This window comes from Aliterella sp. E5.1, assembly GCF_057473825.1.
This window is the reverse complement of sequence record NZ_JBYCCV010000081.1, coordinates 1-17,291: the sequence shown is the minus strand read 5'-3', so window position 1 is coordinate 17,291 and position 17,291 is coordinate 1. Positions and strand designations below refer to the sequence as shown.

17 protein-coding genes and 2 pseudogenes are annotated in these 17,291 nt (G+C 40.9%); 7 read left to right on the top strand and 12 right to left on the bottom strand.

Going from position 1 to position 17,291, the window contains the following annotated elements; all coding sequences use genetic code 11:
- Positions 1 to 206: 206 nt before the first annotated feature.
- Both AC2VE5_RS19300 and AC2VE5_RS19295 read right to left on the bottom strand, forming a co-directional pair.
- Positions 207 to 359, bottom strand: coding sequence for a hypothetical protein (locus AC2VE5_RS19300; protein ID WP_486889323.1), 153 nt, complete (start codon positions 357 to 359; stop codon positions 207 to 209).
- A gap of 48 nt (positions 360 to 407) precedes the next feature.
- Positions 408 to 731, bottom strand: coding sequence for a hypothetical protein (locus AC2VE5_RS19295; protein WP_486889322.1), 324 nt, complete (start codon positions 729 to 731; stop codon positions 408 to 410).
- Between the two features lie 371 nt (positions 732 to 1,102).
- Between AC2VE5_RS19295 and AC2VE5_RS19290 the strand changes: the two genes are divergently transcribed.
- Positions 1,103 to 4,012: an ATP-dependent helicase gene (locus AC2VE5_RS19290; protein ID WP_486889321.1), complete on the top strand. Its 2,910-nt coding sequence runs from the start codon at positions 1,103 to 1,105 to the stop codon at positions 4,010 to 4,012.
- Positions 4,013 to 4,027: 15 nt separating this feature from the next.
- Here the strand turns inward: AC2VE5_RS19290 and AC2VE5_RS19285 are convergent, their stop codons facing one another.
- Both AC2VE5_RS19285 and AC2VE5_RS19280 read right to left on the bottom strand, forming a co-directional pair.
- Entirely contained in the window at positions 4,028 to 4,726 is a 699-nt protein-coding gene (locus AC2VE5_RS19285) for a hypothetical protein (protein WP_486889320.1), read from the bottom strand.
- A gap of 2 nt (positions 4,727 to 4,728) precedes the next feature.
- The gene (locus tag AC2VE5_RS19280) at positions 4,729 to 5,721 is read right to left on the bottom strand and encodes an ImmA/IrrE family metallo-endopeptidase (RefSeq protein ID WP_486889319.1); all 993 of its coding nucleotides are present in this window, start codon (positions 5,719 to 5,721) and stop codon (positions 4,729 to 4,731) included.
- Between the two features lie 166 nt (positions 5,722 to 5,887).
- Here AC2VE5_RS19280 and AC2VE5_RS19275 point away from each other — a divergent pair, with 166 nt between their 5' ends.
- On the top strand, positions 5,888 to 7,771 hold the full coding sequence (locus tag AC2VE5_RS19275) for a site-specific DNA-methyltransferase (RefSeq protein WP_486889318.1): 1,884 nt from the start codon (positions 5,888 to 5,890) through the stop codon (positions 7,769 to 7,771).
- The gene (locus tag AC2VE5_RS19270; RefSeq protein ID WP_486889317.1) at positions 7,764 to 10,382 is read left to right on the top strand and encodes a DEAD/DEAH box helicase family protein; all 2,619 of its coding nucleotides are present in this window, start codon (positions 7,764 to 7,766) and stop codon (positions 10,380 to 10,382) included. The genes AC2VE5_RS19275 and AC2VE5_RS19270 overlap by 8 nt, the downstream gene beginning before the upstream one ends.
- A 94-nt stretch (positions 10,383 to 10,476) precedes the next feature.
- Here AC2VE5_RS19270 and AC2VE5_RS19265 read toward each other — a convergent pair whose 3' ends face one another.
- Positions 10,477 to 11,574: a HigA family addiction module antitoxin gene (locus AC2VE5_RS19265; RefSeq protein ID WP_486889316.1), complete on the bottom strand. Its 1,098-nt coding sequence runs from the start codon at positions 11,572 to 11,574 to the stop codon at positions 10,477 to 10,479.
- On the bottom strand, positions 11,567 to 11,902 hold the full coding sequence (locus AC2VE5_RS19260) for a killer suppression protein (RefSeq protein WP_486889315.1): 336 nt from the start codon (positions 11,900 to 11,902) through the stop codon (positions 11,567 to 11,569). Before AC2VE5_RS19260 ends, AC2VE5_RS19265 begins: the two co-directional genes overlap by 8 nt.
- A gap of 329 nt (positions 11,903 to 12,231) precedes the next feature.
- Between AC2VE5_RS19260 and AC2VE5_RS19255 the strand changes: the two genes are divergently transcribed.
- The 3 genes from AC2VE5_RS19255 to AC2VE5_RS19245 all read left to right on the top strand — a co-directional run bounded on the left by AC2VE5_RS19255 (position 12,232) and on the right by AC2VE5_RS19245 (position 13,348).
- Entirely contained in the window at positions 12,232 to 12,735 is a 504-nt protein-coding gene (locus AC2VE5_RS19255; RefSeq protein ID WP_486889314.1) for a YtxH domain-containing protein, read from the top strand.
- Between the two features lie 106 nt (positions 12,736 to 12,841).
- Positions 12,842 to 12,973: a hypothetical protein gene (locus AC2VE5_RS19250; RefSeq protein WP_486889313.1), complete on the top strand. Its 132-nt coding sequence runs from the start codon at positions 12,842 to 12,844 to the stop codon at positions 12,971 to 12,973.
- A gap of 153 nt (positions 12,974 to 13,126) precedes the next feature.
- Entirely contained in the window at positions 13,127 to 13,348 is a 222-nt protein-coding gene (locus tag AC2VE5_RS19245; RefSeq protein ID WP_486889312.1) for a hypothetical protein, read from the top strand.
- Between the two features lie 174 nt (positions 13,349 to 13,522).
- Here AC2VE5_RS19245 and AC2VE5_RS19240 read toward each other — a convergent pair whose 3' ends face one another.
- The 6 genes and pseudogenes from AC2VE5_RS19240 to AC2VE5_RS19215 all read right to left on the bottom strand — a co-directional run.
- A complete protein-coding gene (locus tag AC2VE5_RS19240; protein WP_486889311.1) occupies positions 13,523 to 13,699 on the bottom strand; it encodes a hypothetical protein in 177 nt (58 codons plus the stop codon).
- A 118-nt stretch (positions 13,700 to 13,817) separates the two neighbouring features.
- Positions 13,818 to 13,985 carry a hypothetical protein gene (locus tag AC2VE5_RS19235; RefSeq protein WP_486889310.1) on the bottom strand — a complete coding sequence of 56 codons (168 nt, stop codon included), beginning with the start codon at positions 13,983 to 13,985 and terminating at the stop codon, positions 13,818 to 13,820.
- Between the two features lie 590 nt (positions 13,986 to 14,575).
- Positions 14,576 to 14,767, bottom strand: coding sequence for a hypothetical protein (locus AC2VE5_RS19230; protein ID WP_486889309.1), 192 nt, complete (start codon positions 14,765 to 14,767; stop codon positions 14,576 to 14,578).
- An 83-nt stretch (positions 14,768 to 14,850) separates the two neighbouring features.
- Positions 14,851 to 15,243, bottom strand: coding sequence for a hypothetical protein (locus tag AC2VE5_RS19225; protein WP_486889308.1), 393 nt, complete (start codon positions 15,241 to 15,243; stop codon positions 14,851 to 14,853).
- Between the two features lie 293 nt (positions 15,244 to 15,536).
- A pseudogene (locus AC2VE5_RS19220) lies at positions 15,537 to 16,070 on the bottom strand (plasmid pRiA4b ORF-3 family protein); the annotation flags it as partial.
- A 75-nt stretch (positions 16,071 to 16,145) separates the two neighbouring features.
- Positions 16,146 to 16,751: pseudogene (locus tag AC2VE5_RS19215) on the bottom strand (recombinase family protein); the annotation flags it as partial.
- Between the two features lie 104 nt (positions 16,752 to 16,855).
- Between AC2VE5_RS19215 and AC2VE5_RS19210 the strand changes: the two are divergent.
- Entirely contained in the window at positions 16,856 to 17,206 is a 351-nt protein-coding gene (locus tag AC2VE5_RS19210; protein WP_486889307.1) for a hypothetical protein, read from the top strand.
- Positions 17,207 to 17,291: the final 85 nt, after the last annotated feature.

Here is a 17,291-nt window from a genome sequence, read left to right as displayed (position 1 = left end):
TCTCCTTGAGGGCTTGCTGTAGATGAACGACTTGTTCCGACCTTAAAAAATTCTTGGCTGCTGGTGGCATAGTTACTTTGAATCAGCTTTACCTTTTTATTATGCAACTTTGATGCCGATTAGCTTATTACTCATGTCTTGGTATTACCTAAATACTTATCTAGGTAAAGTGTAGAGCTTTAATTTTATTAACGTCAAGGTGACATCTAGGTAGCATCGCGGTAAAAGAGGCAGTAATTGCATACTTTGCCGCACCCTTTGTCATAGCATTGCGCTTCGGCTGTCACAGTGCTGTCATACTTACGATTTAAGCTGTTGATATGAGCAGTGACAATGCTTGCTCCTCCCACCTGATTCAACTATTGCCCTCCTCAACGCCATGCCGCGTAGGAGGGTATTTTATTGACTCAGTTTTTTTGATAAGGAAAATTGGACTCTATGGAGTGCGCCATTTGTTTAATCATTTTTTCTTTCTTAAAAGCTGACATAGATGCAAGATTGCTTGTTCGGACTTTTAGTATTTGTGCGAAATCAACTCTAGTGCTGGTGGCAGCCTGAGTATTCACAGGTGGGCGTATTCCGAGTAATAGGTTGAGGGCGAAGGTCATAGTCACTGCTAAAATTAGTTTCTGAATCATCGCTTGTCCCTCCTTAATCTGCACTATGTTTGTGGCAACCAATTTCAAAGGTAGAAGCTGCAACAATTTCTTTTCCCCATTGTGCTGATTCATTTATGAGATGGAGACGCTGGCGTTACAGCCTTTTAACTGTCACAATCACGTCTGCTGACAGCTTGTACATTATTTTGTCCCAAAATTCTCGTTTAAATCAGTAGTATCAAGCCACGTTTAGCTATCAAGTAGGAGTACCAACAAGAGTTTTAAAGAAGTAAAGCGCTCGGTCTGTCATCAACACACATACCTTAAGAACGAAGCAACTTTATTACTAGCTGATTGAAAACCTAATTTTACGGGAACACTATCAACAAGACCTCGTGCTGAAAGACTTGTTTGTTGTTGGAGTTCCTAACACTATCAACTACAAGCTCACGCTAGAGGAATAGAAACGATTACATGAGTTGAAAAGATAGTGATCGCACCGTATGACCATAAATACTTTCTCCAGTCAAGCTAACCAAGAGCAACTTCAGGCAATTCAAACTACCGAGGGGGCATTGCTGATCATAGCTGGGCCCGGATCGGGGAAAACTTTTACTTTGGTTGAGCGCATTGTCTATCTAATTACCCAAAAAGATGTCACACCTGAAAGCCTGTTAGTCGTCACTTTCACAGACAAAGCTGCTCAGGAACTCGCTACTCGCATCTCGAACCGCCTCAATGCTCTTAAGGTGCGATTTAACCTGAACGAGATGTATTTAGGGACGTTTCACTCAATTTGCTTGCGCTGGCTGGAGGAATATCGGGAGTTTACCCGCCTTAAGCGCAACTTTATCTTGATGGATCAGTTTGACCAGCAGTATTTTCTTTACAAGCGACTGCCTGAGTATCAAGCGATCGCTCCTCTTGAGCTAGTGATTGGAGACTCGCAGAGACAGAAAACGTGGGACAAAACGGCGGCGCTGTGCCGTTGGCTCAATACTGTTAGTGAGGAAGGGTTAGACGCTCAGGTGCTAGTGAATGGCGCTCATGATGAGGTAAAAGTATTAGGGCAATGCTACGAACTTTATCAACGCCAGTTGGAGGAGGAAAACGCCTTAGATTTTTCTACGATTCAGTGTGAAGCGTTTAAACTGCTCAAGAGTCATCCCCACGTCCTTGAGGAGTTGCAGAAAAAAATTAGGTATTTGATGGTGGACGAGTATCAAGACACCAACACCATTCAAGAAATGATTTTAAATCTGTTAGCGGGGGACAATCCTAATCTCTGCGTGGTGGGAGACGATGACCAGGGATTGTACCGCTTTAGGGGAGCGACGATCCGCAATATTTTACAGTTCAAAGATCGATTTCCTAGTGGTCAATGCCAGCAGGTAACTTTAAGCGTCAACTATCGCTCTCATCCTGACATTGTTGACTTCTATAACCGTTGGATGAGAGCGCAAGAGTGGGAAGTAAACAACCAATTTTTTCGCTATCCTAAACAGATTCAACCTCGCCCCGATGACTTTACCGAAGTGCCTTGCACGATTAAAGTATCGGGAGGAACGGAGACTGAGTGGCACGAAGAAATTTTAGCCTTCTTGCACACTCTCAAAAATGAGGGACAGCTAACAGACTGGAATCAAGTGGCATTCCTATTTAGGTCAGTTAAAAATGAGAAAGCCGTTGCCTTAGCACGATTTCTTGAGCAGCAAGGTATCAGTGTTTATTCCCCTCGTTCCAATCAATTTTTTGAGCGAGAAGAAGTACGGCTGATGATTGGGGCGTTAATCTTCTTGTTCCCCCAATTTCCTCAAGTTAGAAAGTGGAGTGAGGATGCTCATTTAAAAATCTGGGATTACTATGACAATGACTGTTTTAGGTTCTTTGTCGATGAGTTAAAGAAGCCAGCTAATGATGATTTATTGAAGTGGGCTAGAAACTTTGCTAAAAGCCATTTTACTTTAACCCACAATACTAATTATGCTTTTTCGGGGCTGTTTTATGAACTGTTGCAGTTCCCACTTTTCAGTCACTACCTCGATGAAAGGCTGTTACAGCAAGGGGGAATTATCAATAGCCGCGCTATGCGGAACTTAGCCTTATTTTCTCAGTTGCTAGGTAAGTTTGAGTATCTCCAGAATATTAGCGTCTTCACTCCCCAACACTTAGACAAAAATATTAAGGATTTATTCAACCAGTTTTTCCGTTTTTTACAGGAGGGTGGCATCGATGAGTATGAGGATGAGTCTGAATATGCTCCTAGTGGTTGTGTCTCTTTCTTAACCATCCACCAATCCAAGGGGCTAGAATTTCCGGTAGTTATTGTCGGTTCTTTAGAAGCTGTACCTCGTAAACAATATACTGCCCTCAACGAGATTTTAGAGTATAACTATTTTTATCGTCCCCCCTTTGAACCCCTAGAAGACACCAAAAACTTTGACTTCTACCGCCTTTTTTATACAGCTTATTCGAGGGCGCAAAACTTATTAGTTTTAACTTGCATTGAGAAGCAGGGGAAAGGGCGCACACCATCCAAATACTTTGCGGATCACTTTGAGGAGGTGATTGACTGGCGGCATCCTAGCTTTAAGCCAGAGTTGTTGCCATTAGAAAAGGTCAAAGATGTCAATTTGAAAAGGGAATATTCCTTTACTTCTCACTTGACCTTGTTTGAAAACTGCGCCGAGCAGTACCGCTTTTTTAAGGAGTTAGAATTTGCCCCCATCCGCACTAGCCCAATTTTGTTTGGTACGCTAGTTCACCAGACGATTGAGGACATTCACAAGACGGTATTAAGGGGAGAGGAACAAAAACTATCAGAAGCACAAATTGCTAGTTGGTTTGATACTAACTATGTCTATTTAACTAAACGAGAACGGGTTTATTTAGCTCCAGTAATTAAGGATGTCGCTTTAGAACAGGTGCTACGCTATTACAGGCGGCACGACGGGGACTGGTCAAGGGTGAAGGCGGCGGAGGTTGATGTATCCCTAGTCAAGGATGGGTATATACTGACGGGAAGTATTGACCTGATTCGCGGGGAAGATAGCACCGTCGAGGTGATTGATTTCAAGTCAGAGAAGAAGCCAGATGTCAATTTACCAAAAGATCGGGATAAGATTGACCGCTACCGGAGGCAGTTGGAGGTGTATGCTCACATTGTTGAAGAACGCACGGGGCTAAAGGTAAGCAAGACTCACCTGTACTATACCAGTGAGGAATTGGGTAGCCCTTATATTTCCTTTGACAAAAACCCTAAGTCAATTGAGAAGACAATCGCTACTTTTGATAATGTAGTTCAACGCATTGAGCAGAAGGATTTTGGAATAGCAGAACGTCCAGATAAGATTTGTAAAGACTGCGATATGAAATCATATTGTAATGTAAAAAATTGGAGTTTTAAGAAATAGTTAAAGGTTATTTTATCAGTTAGGATAAGGATGAAGTAAATTACCAGTCTCTTGTTTTAATCTTATAATTGAATTTTTTAAATCTTCTTTAACTTGGTCTTCTAATGCTATTTCACTATAACCAAATATAAATTTTATGTTAGTATCACAATCTCGAACAAGGTAAATTTTATTTTGAATTAAAGTAAAGCCAAATTTCTCAATATTTTTTAAAATTAACTGCTCAAAACACCAAACTTTACCATCAAGATATTCAACAATATCAGTAAAAGCAGAATCAGATAAAGCCGTTAGACAGCGTTTGTCACCTGTTAATAAATAATTATTACCACCATTTTTATTAGCATAGCTAACATGACTAATCAAAAGAGCTTCTCCATTATCAATCTTTTTGTTACTATCATTACTCAATTTATTATAGTTTTTCAGTTTAGTATAAATATCTTTGTCAATGTTAGCCGAATCATGTTCTGAGATAGTTGTATAATTTTCAATAATTTGTAATGCTATTTCAACATTATAAACAGAAGGTTGACTATCAGCTTTATGCCCTCTTTTACGCTTAATTTGCTTGCCAAATTTGTATTTAAAAGTATCAAGTATTTTAATTTGAGTTACATTAATATCAAAGATTTCAAGAGTATTTTCAAAGAGGTGACAAGTAGCGAGTTTTAGAATAACGTCATTATCTAAACAGTAAAATGACTCTGACAATATTAAACTCCTAAGACTTTCTCTAAATACTCATAGCTTTCATCATTAAATTTATCCCAGTCCAGTTTATTAGCTAAATATTCATTTATAATCTGTTGACCATTCTCTAAAGAACCTAATTTCTTCAAAGCTTTAATAGCAAAACCCCAATTCTTACTATTATACCAAGCATTGTTAAGTATAATTGAATCAGCTTCAACACTAGGATTTTCTTCAGCTTTGATCTTAGCGTGCTTAATTAAATGACTATGATTATGAAATGGCTTATCTTCTAAACAATTATCACAATCCCCTAATAGTAAATGAGTTGCAAATTGATTAGCTTGATCTTCATCATTATCTTGACAATCAAACTTAATTTCTTCATCAATTAGAGCACCTTCTTTCAAGTGTCCTAATGCTAAGTGTCCTAATTCATGTGCTAAGTTGAAAGCTAGCATAGCAGGATATGTAGGTTTTGAACTAAGAACGATGACAGGGCAAGTAGATTGCCATTGAATTAATCCGGCAAATTTCTTAATTCCGTCAGGGAAATGATGAAAATAACAAACAGCAATTCCCTTGCTCCAAGAATATTCGAGCAAGGACATCAAATGCACTGTTGCGTGAGTTGTTAAGATTTCTGTTCTAATTTCCGTAACATCAATAGGTAAAGGGGTAAAATCAATTTCTGTTCCATAGGAAATTGACTCAGCTACTCGACTAGCTAAGGCTTGAGCAACATGAGGATGCTCATTGTTTGTACTATTGTGCTGCTTAAACTTGGTAGGAGGTAAAGGATTAAATCTAATTTTTTCTTCAGCTACTAACAAGGATTTTAAGTCAAGGTTAAGGTGATCGGCAATATAACCAGCCCCTTCTAAGACGGCTACTGGCTTGTTATTGAGTTCTGTATCCCACCAGCTAGGAAGGGCATTCTCACGAATATACGTTTGAGAGAGTCCCAACTGAGAGAGCTTATTATAGAGGTCAGACATACAAATAGTCCGTGTCATTGTCCTACCCTCCTTCTATTAACTGTAAATTGATAATTGCGCTTAAATTTTGGAATTTTTAGGTGCTTTGGCTGAAAATGGTTTGTAAGTTAAGATTTACCGACTACCTTATTATCGCTATTTTAAGTCAGCATTGACCTTTTGTAACAAAATATAAATTAACCTTATGACCAACGAACTCTCCTTAAACCTCAATATCGCCAACCATCAACCCCTTGACTCCGTTGAAGGTTATCAATTTGAGCCGATCAAGGGCTACCCCATGCTCAACTGGAAAGGAAAACGCCCCTTTACTAATACTCAGTATTATCCGGTGCAGTTAAAGGAAAGGCACGGCGAGGAAGTTGAGGGATGGATGAATAAGATTTACTGGGGGGATAACCTTCAGGTAATGAGTCATTTGTTGAAGGAGTTTCGGGGAAAAGTTAATTTGGTTTATATCGACCCACCTTTCGATTCTAAGGCTGATTATAAGAAGAAGATTAGTTTAAGTGGTCAGCAAATAACTAATGATTTAAACTCTTTTGAAGAGAAACAATACACAGACATTTGGAATAATGATGAGTATTTGCAATTCATGTACGAGAGGTTAATTTTAATTAGGGAACTACTAGCTGAGAATGGCAGTATTTATTTACATTGTGATTATAGAAAAAGCCATCATCTCAGATTAATATTGGATGAAGTTTTTGGTGATACAAGGTTTAGAGCTTGTGTCATTTGGAGAACTATGACATCAAGTGGTTATAAAGGCAAAACGTCTCTTGGTAAAAGTCATGCAGATATTCTTTATTATTCTAAAAGCGCTCAATTTATTTATAATCCAGTTTATTTACTAATGAGTCAGGAAATGCGTGACAGATATAAGCATTCTGACGTTGATGGTAGAAAATTTAAAGATAGCTACCTTGGAGATGTAACTAAAGAAACTTTAGAAGAATTAAAGCAGCAAAACTCACTTTATATTACATCTACTGGCGGATACAGAATTAAACATTATTTAGATGAAGCAAAAGGAACTCTCGTAGATAATATTTGGACAGATATTGATACAGAAAATTCTCAATCTCATGTTCAAACTGGTTATCCTACTCAAAAACCTAGAGCTTTATTAGAAAGAATTATAAAATTATCTTCAAATGAGGGCGACATTATTTTTGATTGTTTTATGGGAAGCGGTACTACTCAAGAAGTAGCGATGAGACTAGGGCGACGTTTCATTGGTTCAGATATTAACCTAGGTGCAGTACAAATTACTACCAAGCGCCTCTTAGGAATTGCCTCTGAATTAAATCAACAGCAACAACAGATTCAGTTAGACGTTACAGAGGAAAAACCCATTACCTTTCACACCGGATTTGAGGTATACAACGTCAATCACTACGATGTCTTTAGAAACCCCATCGAAGCTAAAGAATTACTGCTAGACGCATTAGAAGTTCAAAAACTCGCTCAAGGTAACTTATTCGACGGAGAAAAAGACGGCAGGATGGTGAAGATTATGCCTGTCAACCGCATTGCTACCCGCGCCGACTTAAGTGAACTGATTGCTGGATTTGACTATAAAGCCTTTAACAGGCGACAGGCAGAAGAACCTAATAAACCCGTTGAGAAGATCACTCTGATCTGTATGGGACATGAACCTGACTTGGGGGCAGTTTTAAAGCAAGAAGTACAGCCTTTTAATATCGATGTAGAAGTAGTAGATGTCCTGCGAGATAGACAGGATCTACAGTTCAAGCGGGACTCAGAGGCACAGATAGAAGTTAAGGGTAAACATCTAGTAATTGAGAAGTTTTACCCCATGAATCTCCTCCAAAAACTCAGCCTCGAACAAGAGAAAGTGGATGACTGGCGAGAGTTAGTTGAGTCGATAATGATTGACTGGAATTACGATGGAGCAATTCTAGAGCCTGCGCTGATTGACATTCCTGATAGAAATGAACTGGTGAAGGGGAAGTACGAAATCCCAGAAGACGCAGGCACAATACGAGTTAAAATCACTGACTTGCTCTCAGAGTCTTTAGAGATGGATGTACAACATGGTTAAGAAAAAAAACAGTGTAATCAAGCTAGATTTTGCTTTCTTTATCCACCTCCTTAACTTCTATAAACAAAACAAAGGACGCATTCGCAGCCACTACCGCACCCTTACTAAACGCTTCCTAGATTACAATGACCCAGCTAACTCAAATGCCTTTTTGCGCCAGCCCCAATTTGAGGCACTAGAAATTTATGTCTTCCTCAAGGAATTTTTAGACAATGCCCCCGTCCATCAAATCTTTAAAGAATGGGCAGAAAATACAGGCAAGTTACAGGGGCGGACGATTAGCGATCGCTTAGGACAAATTCAACTAGACATCTTCCAAGACGCTAATAAGGAGCAGTACGAGGCAATTTTCAAGATAATGCGCTCTTACGCCCATACCTACCCCAACTATATTTTTGCCCTGACAATGGGGGTCGGTAAAACTATATTAATGGCTACCTGCATCTTTTATGAGTTTCTCCTCGCCAATAAATTCCCTAACGATAAAAAATACTGCCACAATGCTCTAGTCTTTGCCCCCGATAAAACCGTATTACAATCCCTCAAAGAAATTCAGACCTTTGACATGAGTAAAGTTGTCCCCCCCGAATATGTCAACTTTCTCACTAGCAATATCAAATTTCACTTTTTAGAAGATAGTGGCGCGACTCTCAGTATCCTCGACAAATCGCGGTTTAATATCATTATCTCCAACACCCAGAAAATTATTCTCAAACGGCAGAACCAGGAAAAAAGCCCCTTAGACCTGCTGTTTAACAGTGGCAAACCTACCTACGAAAACAATAGCGTCTATGAGGAGTACGCCGACCTCTACGGCTTTGACGAACCTGACGATGAAGCTTCCCTAACAACCAACCAACGCTTTGAGAAACTGAGGCGAGTCACCCAACTCGGTATATACATTGATGAGGCACACCACGCTTTCGGCAAAAAACTCGCCTCCGACATGGGGCTAGAAAGAAGTCAAACTAGCCTCCGCACCACTGTTAATGAACTTGCTGCCAGCTTAGAAAGAGCAGGAACTCACGTCGTCGCCTGCTACAACTACACTGGAACTCCCTATGTCGGCGATCAAATATTGCCAGAAGTGGTTTATGCCTTCGGCTTACAAGAGGCGATCTCTAAAGGCTACCTTAAGAAAGTCAAAATTAACGGCTACAGCAACACCCGTACCAGCGAGTTTGTGCAAATAGCGATCGCCAATTTTATAGAAAAAACTGCCAACCAACGCTACGAGGGAATGTTACCTAAATTAGCCTTCTTTGCAGCCACTATTGAGGAACTGCAAAACGAACTTAAGCCTGCCGTAGAGGAAGCCTTAATCCAACATGGCATCCCTACCAACAGTATTCTCGTTAACGTGGGAGACGAGAAAATTACCAGCAACGATGAAATTAGGGAGTTTAACCGCCTCGATACCCCTACCTCAGACAAACAATTTATTCTCCTCGTTAACAAAGGGCGAGAGGGTTGGAATTGCCGATCACTTCTGGGAGTCGCTTTGTTCCGCCAACCTAGATCAAAAATCTTTGTCCTTCAGGCAACGATGCGCTGTTTGAGGGCTATTGGTGAAGCACAGCAAACGGGCAATGTTTATCTCAGTGAAGATAATAAACAGATTCTTGAGGATGAGTTACAGCAGAACTTCAAAGTCACCATTGATGAGTTTGAAAATACGGGGAAAGAGAAAGAAAATGTTACCGTTCATGTCCTCAAGGCAGTACCAATTAAATTGCAACGAGTTCGCCGCCAATTTTCCCTTAAAGAGAAGGAACTAATCGGCAGAATTAATCTCAAACTAGATATTGCCCCGACTGAAAAGTACCGCTTAATTCATACTGAACAAGAAGGGTTAACCCTGAAAGATACTGCCTATAACAAAGTTAAAACCGAAGACTTAACCCACCTGCGCTCAAAGCGCCAATTTAGCGAAATTACCCTGGTTGCGGAAATTTCCCGCTATCTTAATAAATCTTGTTTCTTCATTGAAAAAATCTTAGCTACTACCCAGGAAGGCACAGACAAAATATTAGAAGCGGTCAACGAATTCAATGAATTGCTTTACGACTGGGTTATTCCTCGCCTATTCAAAGAACTTTATGATATTGACCAGCAAGAAACTCTTGAAGAATACGAAGTTGAACTGGTTAAGCTTTCAAAGGATGGCTATCAAGTTACCGCCGCGCCCGATAAAATTGTGCGTCACGAAGACCCACTTTCTCAAGGGTATATAGATAAGAGCTTCCATTTAGACACTTACTGTTTTGACAGCAACCCAGAGAAAGAACTTTTTTGGAAACTTCTCTATGAGAAAAAAATCAAACAAGTCTATTTCACTGGAATGCTCACTCACGGTCAATCCGATTTTTATATCCAATATATTGACCCTGACTCCCATAGCATCAGAAGTTACTACCCTGATTTTCTCGTCCAAAAAGACGATGGTACTTATATCATTGTCGAAGTTAAAGGAGACCACATGATTGACGATCCAGTAGTAATGGCAAAAAAAGAGTTTGCCGAACAGATGGCAGTTGCTAATGGGATGACCTACAGGATTATTAAAGGGAGTGATGCCAATCAAGGAATATATAGTAAGCTTCTTGAGTGAGGCGATCGCTCCTTTAATTAAAAGACAGTTCACAAACGACTTGATAAGTTAGAGCTAAAAAAATTACCGATTGTACAGTAATTATCAATATTATTTAAGCCCATTCAAATCGGCGCTTTAGGTCATTGCAATAAGTATTTGGTAGAACTTTATCATGTTGAAGTCTGCCAACTACAATCCCTGGTGCAATACCAATTTCCATAGCAAACTTTTGGATACGCTCTTTGCTAAAATTTCGACCTGGTGCTAAAAACCTTTTCCAATCAGTAAGAGGAATCAATATCTCCGCAGCAAATTTATTTGCTTCTTCTTCTTTGTTTTGAGAATCAAAATCTTGACTGCCTTTCTCTTCAAGAAATATGTCCCGCTTACCGTGTAGCACAATATGTCCCGCCTCATGAAAGAAGGCAAACCATAAATGATCGTCAGTTTTGTGCCGCAAGCTAAGTTGAATCAGCGCCTTATTAAGATTTAACCAACGGGTAGCCCCACAAGTCCGCGTTTTAGGCAGTGGAGGCACAAAGACCACAGCTACACCCGCTTCAGCACACAAGCGCACAACTTCTGGCTGAAAGACCTCTGGTGATTCTACAGTCAGAGTGCGGATGTGTAATAGAGTTCGTTTAAATTTACTGGCATTGTAGGCAGCACATTCAATCCCAGAGGCTTCGATCTCTCCCTGACGTAGCCAAGCTGTAACTGCACCAGGGTCACTGGTGAAAGCAGGAGACTTCCGAAAGTCTACAGCAGCACCATCCCAAAACTCTTGCCATTGATCAGGGGAGGCGACACCGAAAAAATTTAGCACTGACCGTAGTTGCTCAACTTTGTCTTGATAGCACCCAATCCAACCCAAACTAATCATCTTATTGACAGGAATTTGGTTAAGCCAATCTAATTGCTTTTGTAAGCGCTGTTGTTCCTCTTGACGCGCTAAAGCTTCCTGATACTCTCGTTCACGATTATTCCAAAAACTAGCTGAAATCCCTAAGACTCGTTCCAATTGCAATGCTGTTTCTGGAGTAATGGCAGCTTTACCATTAATGATTTCATTGATGGTTTTTTTAGGTCTACCCATTCTTTCTGCTAGTTCGGCTTGGGTCATCTCCCTTTCTTCTAAAATCTCGTCCAAGGTTTCACCTGGATAAGAGACATAGTTGGGCGTGTATTGATTCTGTAGTGATTTAATCATGGGTATCCTTCACGCCGATAATCATAACAGCAGTTATTTTGTTCCAATCGATGCCACCATCGGGTTTAGTTGGAATCGGCTCATTGGCTGGCTCGAATATAAGTCGATAAGGGTGATCCAAGTCCAATGATAATTGTCCTGAGCAGTCATGAAGCAACTCATGGCAGCGTCCAGGAAGATTTCGCATATCCTCAAGCACATTAGCAGCACGTAAGTCATCAAGTCGTCGCCGAATTCGTTTAGCTCTATCTTTACCATGATTTTTTTCTAGAAGCCTCTGGTCATTGCACTCTTTTTGTAACTTATTGTTTTCAAATACAATATCCATTTTAACAAAGCTTCTAGCAAAAGTGTTAACCTCTTGGGTTAACAATATTCTAGGGGCTTCAGCGAGAAATTGGGGGAATCTACCATATATAGGGTAAAAACGTTATTAAATAGAACAAATGTACTATATATGGTGTTGATTTTAAAATTATAGAAATTTCAAAGTTCTCAACGAGAAACTACCATTGTTATTACAGGAAAAATATTTTCAAAGCCTGAATAAACAGTAATAATCAGGTGTTAAAAAAAGTAGGAATGTTATTGTGAGCGCAGGAATCAGTCATTAGCGTACATTCTGGTTCCAATACTACTCGCACACGAAAATCTGATATGCACAAAAGTAAGTCTCGTTTTTGGCAATGGATAAAGTCTGATGGCGCTTCAATAGCTGGTTCCTGGATATCTGGTGCCGTAGGGTCTTTAGTAGGATTTGTACTAGGAATTAGCTTTTCTGGATTTCCAGGAATTTTTATAGGAGCGATTGTTGGTGCTTTGCTTGGAGTCCTTTTTGGTCATTACTTTCAGAAGAAATTGTCTACTTTTGCAGACCGATACTTATCAGCGTATGAACTTCTTCAGCAACAAGTTAAAAAGAGCCGAGAAGCGCATAACCTCAATCTGAAAGCTGAACAAGAAAAAAGCACTGTGGAAATGTTCGCGGTAGTTTACTTGGGATATAACGCTGATATTGGCTGCTATCGATTTAGACAGAAAGATAACAATGGATTGGTATATGCAACGGTTAAAGATTTTAGCGGCGGAATAGGTACAGGAGATACGCTTATATTTCGTAGGCTACGAGGAAGTTTAAACGCTGTTGTCGAGCGCGTCTAGATATCGAAACGGGAATTTTTATTATTAGGACTCAAACCCTCTTAAAATCTGCTGACAGCTATCATTCGCTATCCTTGAATTCATACCGATAGCAAAGTAGGCATAGATGGCTTCTTCACCGATGGTCGGGGCTAGGTTCCCCAGGACTGGCAGCAATGCTCTTAGCGAGATCGCCCTAGCTGCGGGTCGCAAAGAAGCTGAGATAGTCAGGGATGCGATCGCTCAGTATTTAGGCTAGACTGACTCTACAGCCGTGAAGGGTGCGATCTCTGATTGGCAAGAGCGAGTAGCCAGTTTAGAAAGAAAGTTAGCGGGGCTGGGGCGATTCGTGGGGCAGTGCATTAATTGGCGACGTTGGTTATGAGGCGTTTTATTCATTTGAAGGGGAACTATGTCAGCAAAAGTAGAGCGGCAGAATACTATCACTAGAAAGAATCTTGTTTCTAGCTTGATGATTGGGCTGATCGTTGGACTATTGGCTGGTCTTCCTTTGGGTTGGTTAGCTCATCAGTTCTATGCTGAACGACGGTTAGCTGATGTGTTGGTTTGTCGGGAAAAGAATCGAAACTTACCTGAAGTCCAAGTTCAGGCTATTTGCGGGTCAAGATTCTAAAGTTAATTGCAATCAATATTTGCTGTGGTCATCGCCACCATTTAGGGCAGACTGACCCATAGCGGTTAAGGGTGCGATTTTTTGCCAAAGAAGATCGAGTAGCTAGTTTGGAGGGGAAACTGGCGGGACTGGTGGGGTAGTGCTAGAGGCGATCTCTTTTAAAGGTAATTAACCTTACCGCGAACTCAGTTTTTTTTGTAATTCTTCGGAAATAAGTGTAATCAAAGCATCTTGCTGACTATTATCCAGTTGTGCCAAATTTAAACTGATAGGTTCCGCTAAACTCTCCGAAAGTCCTGAAAGCCTCAACAGTGCAGCAAAGGTTAGGTGGTGTTGCTTGTTATATGCCATTACTTTTGCCCTTCCTTACTGATATAGTTTTTGTGTTAATTGTAACATACACCCATTTGTAGGCGTTGACGGATTTTGGTAAACCTGACTAGAGCAGCAGTTAAGGGTGCAATCGCATTTACTGAGGGGTTGCGGTTAAAGCATTTTCTGGGTAAAGCGCCTCGGAACCCTGGATTTTATACCACCACAGATCGTCTTCCAAATCAAACCAGTGCCTAACTACTTTTGTGTGTTGTTCTTGCTCGTTCCAATAAAGAGTTACAAGTTCGTACATGTAGCGACCCACAATACTAAACCCTTGAGACCGCAATCATCGCCTTTTTGAGACCAGATTAGCTGCAACTATAACTGCACTTGAGACCACATTAGTTCCAAATAAGACCACATTATTTGCAACCAGACCACAATCATCCAACTGAGACCACATTAATTGCAACTATAAGTTTATTGCTTAAAACCATGTCTCTAACTCATATCTAGGGAATGGTATATCAGAGAAGTCAATGAACTCGTTGCTACTTTTGCATATATTGCCGTAGATAAAATTACTGAGTTCTTTAACCTATGAAATGACTATTTACTGCTGCGTAGCAACTTGTCAATTTTAAGTAAAGAAAACGCTCGTTTTATTGCCTTGAGTTTCTGCTCATTTTCTAGTTGCAGTTAATCTGGTCTCAACTCTATTATTGTGGTCTGGTTGCAAATAATGTGGTCTTAGTTGGATTTAATTCGGTCTCAAATGCAGTTCTAGTTGCAGTTAATCTGGTCTCAAAACAGCGATTATTGTGGTCTGGAGCATTTAGTATTGTGGGTCGCTACACGTACAGGTCAAACTTGGGAGCAGTGACTTCAATTGTTGGATTGTTCATTTTTAGTTTACTCTTGAGCGAAAACGGGGTCGATTGGTTGGCTAGTACGGCTGTACTTTACTAGATTTTTGCTGTGGGGTATTCGCTGCCATCCCAACTCAATGAGTTTTTCGTTTTCTTCCCAAATCCGGATCGCTTTGTGTGCGTTAGGCGACGGAGAGCAGCCCATTCTTGCGCCTTGCAATTCGAGTTCATTCAAGCTTTGCTCTCAGTTGTTTTCTTCTCCGTTGCTACTCAAACCCTAAAACTCCGACGGAGCGCGATCGCGCCCTTCAGAGTAGTTTATTCGGTAACAGGGGGAAAAGTCTCGAATCGTTTAAGAACGACTTGAATATGTGCGTCTCGATCTCGCACTTCGGCTTCCAGAATAGCCAGAATTCTCTGAAAGTTTGTCGCCGTATCCAAGTTTAGATATTGATCGACGTTGCAGGAGGCATACAAAACTTTGCTACCCTCTTTGAACAAATTATCAAGTTCCTCTACAGCAATTCCTTCTTCAGTTAGGGAGTGTTTTAGGGACGCGATTGCCGAGTGGCAGCGAGATATGAACTCAAAATCAGGCTTAAAAACATAGTTCTCCAGATAGTCTTCATCAAAATTAGCATCATCAGAGCTTTCATATTCATCATCGGGATCGAAGTTATCGTCGTCGTAAACAGTGAATTCGCAAAGCATATCAGTTAATCCTAGTTTTAGTTGAATCAGACGCGATCGCTCAGTCCCAGCACCTTATTCCTAATTGCTTCCTCTGTAATCGTATCGTTTCAGCGTCTAACGGTGCAGGGTATTTGGTGGCGTTTGGATAAGGCGTTTGAGTAGCAAGTGATACTAAGTTGCGCTCCGACATAGCAGCAGGGTTCCTGGGGTATAGCCACTTTTCCTGAATTAAGGATGATTTTTTAGAACGCAACTTGGTATGAGACAAAAACAACGCTAAGGCTGAAAAGCTTGCTTCGTAAAGACTGTAATTACTTATCACCAACAATCCGCTTTAATAGTTGATTAACTTCACTCAAGATGAAGGCATCTGGATCAAACGCACCACCAACCCATTCCAACATTGATTCATGTTCGGGATGGTCTGGTTGTTGAATTGCCTCTAAGAACTCTGCGTAGCCCCATACCCCACCACAGTCTTCCGGTGGACAAGCCCGTTTCCCTGTTAAACAAAGTGGGTAGCGTACTAATGGGTCATAGGACAGCACTTTTTCTACCAAAATCTCATGTTCCCAGGAATCGCCCATGTCATAGGTATAGAAGAATTTCTTCTTCTCTTCAGTTACGACTTTGCTTAACTTTACCCTCTGTTCGTTCTTGATCTCCAAGTCAAGTTCTGGTACGGGCTGACCATACTCCACTCCCCCAATTGAAAACCCATGCAGATGAGAATTCGTCCAACCCATCGATGCTTGAATAATCTGATGTAATTTCCCCAGTGTGATATCACTTTTGACTTGTACCCGTCTCCAGATTGGCGGACGAAAATCTTTGAGCGTGATTTTCAGTTGATAAACAGATAAAGCCATTGACTGTATTTGATTTGCCATAATCGGTTGAAAGCTTTCAATTTGAGACTTGGGATTGAGTTGTCGGTGTCGTTTAACAATTTCATTAACCGTTGTCTTACTCAAGTGCAACGCCCCGGCAATTTGGCGGTAGGAATTGCCTTTCTCTACCATCAGTAATACCTTGGGTTGTAACTTATCTGCTTTTACTCTTTGTCCAGGTTGCCTGCCTAGTTTCTGCCCCCGTGCCTTAGCCGCCGCGATGCCAGAACGAACTCGTTCCCGGACTAAATCTCGCTCAAACTCTGCTAATATTGCCATTAAATTCGCAATCAACCGACCTTGAGACGTGTTCAAATCAAATTGAATTCCCGTAGTAGCAATTAGCGACACACCCCAGGCGTGTAGCTCCTGTAGCGTTTGCATCAGGTCAATCGTGCTGCGCCCCCACCGGGTCATTTCAGTTACCAAAATGGCATCAATCTTCCGGGCTTGTGCCATTGCCAAAACTTTCTGCCGCTCTACCCGGTTCTGTTTTGTGCCAGCCGCCGTGTCCTTCCAAATTCCTATAATCTGGTAGCCTGCTAAGTGGGCATATTCCAGTAGATCCCGCTCTTGACGCTCACAGGACTGATCGCTGGTTGAAACTCGACAATAAATAGCAACTTTCTGTACCAATTGAACCCTTGGAAACTTAGGGGTCTAAAGAGCTTACTGTACCGTTCTGTTTTAGTGTACCAAATAACTTATAATCTATTCGGTACGACAGAGGAAATAAAGTCATGTCAATTCGGTTTCTAACCGAAGAATATCAAGCTGATTATGGGAACACACTCAACTTATTGGGGTTTCGCTATATCTACCCCAGAATGGTGAAGAAGTTAGGGGCGATCGCCCAAGTAGATGATATCCGACCGCACTGCTTTCGACATGAATTTGGTACGAGCATTACTCGTAAAGGAGTAGACCCAATGTATGGTAAGGAATTGATGGGAATTAAGAGCGATAAAGTCTACTGTTGTTATACGAAGGGAGCGCTGAAGCAAGTTGGGGTTAAGGCTTTTTTACAAGCAATTGGGGAGGATGAGAATGGTAGTGCCAAATATGTAAGGATAAGTGGAAAGATTATGTAGAGAGAGTTGTATGAGTGAAGAGAAGCTAAACTGTCCAAAATGCGGGTCAGAAAGAATAGTAAAAAATGGCTTCATCCACAACGGC

Excerpts from the sequence above, each read along its gene's own strand:
- AC2VE5_RS19295 (WP_486889322.1), bottom strand. The coding sequence starts at position 731 with ATGAATCAGCACAATGGGGAAAAGAAATTGTTGCAGCTTCTACCTTTG.
- AC2VE5_RS19290 (WP_486889321.1), top strand. The coding sequence starts at position 1,103 with ATGACCATAAATACTTTCTCCAGTCAAGCTAACCAAGAGCAACTTCAG.
- AC2VE5_RS19280 (WP_486889319.1), bottom strand. The coding sequence starts at position 5,721 with ATGACACGGACTATTTGTATGTCTGACCTCTATAATAAGCTCTCTCAG.
- AC2VE5_RS19275 (WP_486889318.1), top strand. The coding sequence starts at position 5,888 with ATGACCAACGAACTCTCCTTAAACCTCAATATCGCCAACCATCAACCC.
- AC2VE5_RS19270 (WP_486889317.1), top strand. The coding sequence starts at position 7,764 with ATGGTTAAGAAAAAAAACAGTGTAATCAAGCTAGATTTTGCTTTCTTT.
- AC2VE5_RS19265 (WP_486889316.1), bottom strand. The coding sequence starts at position 11,574 with ATGATTAAATCACTACAGAATCAATACACGCCCAACTATGTCTCTTAT.
- AC2VE5_RS19260 (WP_486889315.1), bottom strand. The coding sequence starts at position 11,902 with ATGGATATTGTATTTGAAAACAATAAGTTACAAAAAGAGTGCAATGAC.
- AC2VE5_RS19255 (WP_486889314.1), top strand. The coding sequence starts at position 12,232 with ATGCACAAAAGTAAGTCTCGTTTTTGGCAATGGATAAAGTCTGATGGC.
- AC2VE5_RS19250 (WP_486889313.1), top strand. The coding sequence starts at position 12,842 with ATGGCTTCTTCACCGATGGTCGGGGCTAGGTTCCCCAGGACTGGCAGC.
- AC2VE5_RS19245 (WP_486889312.1), top strand. The coding sequence starts at position 13,127 with ATGTCAGCAAAAGTAGAGCGGCAGAATACTATCACTAGAAAGAATCTT.
- AC2VE5_RS19240 (WP_486889311.1), bottom strand. The coding sequence starts at position 13,699 with ATGGCATATAACAAGCAACACCACCTAACCTTTGCTGCACTGTTGAGG.
- AC2VE5_RS19225 (WP_486889308.1), bottom strand. The coding sequence starts at position 15,243 with ATGCTTTGCGAATTCACTGTTTACGACGACGATAACTTCGATCCCGAT.
- AC2VE5_RS19210 (WP_486889307.1), top strand. The coding sequence starts at position 16,856 with ATGTCAATTCGGTTTCTAACCGAAGAATATCAAGCTGATTATGGGAAC.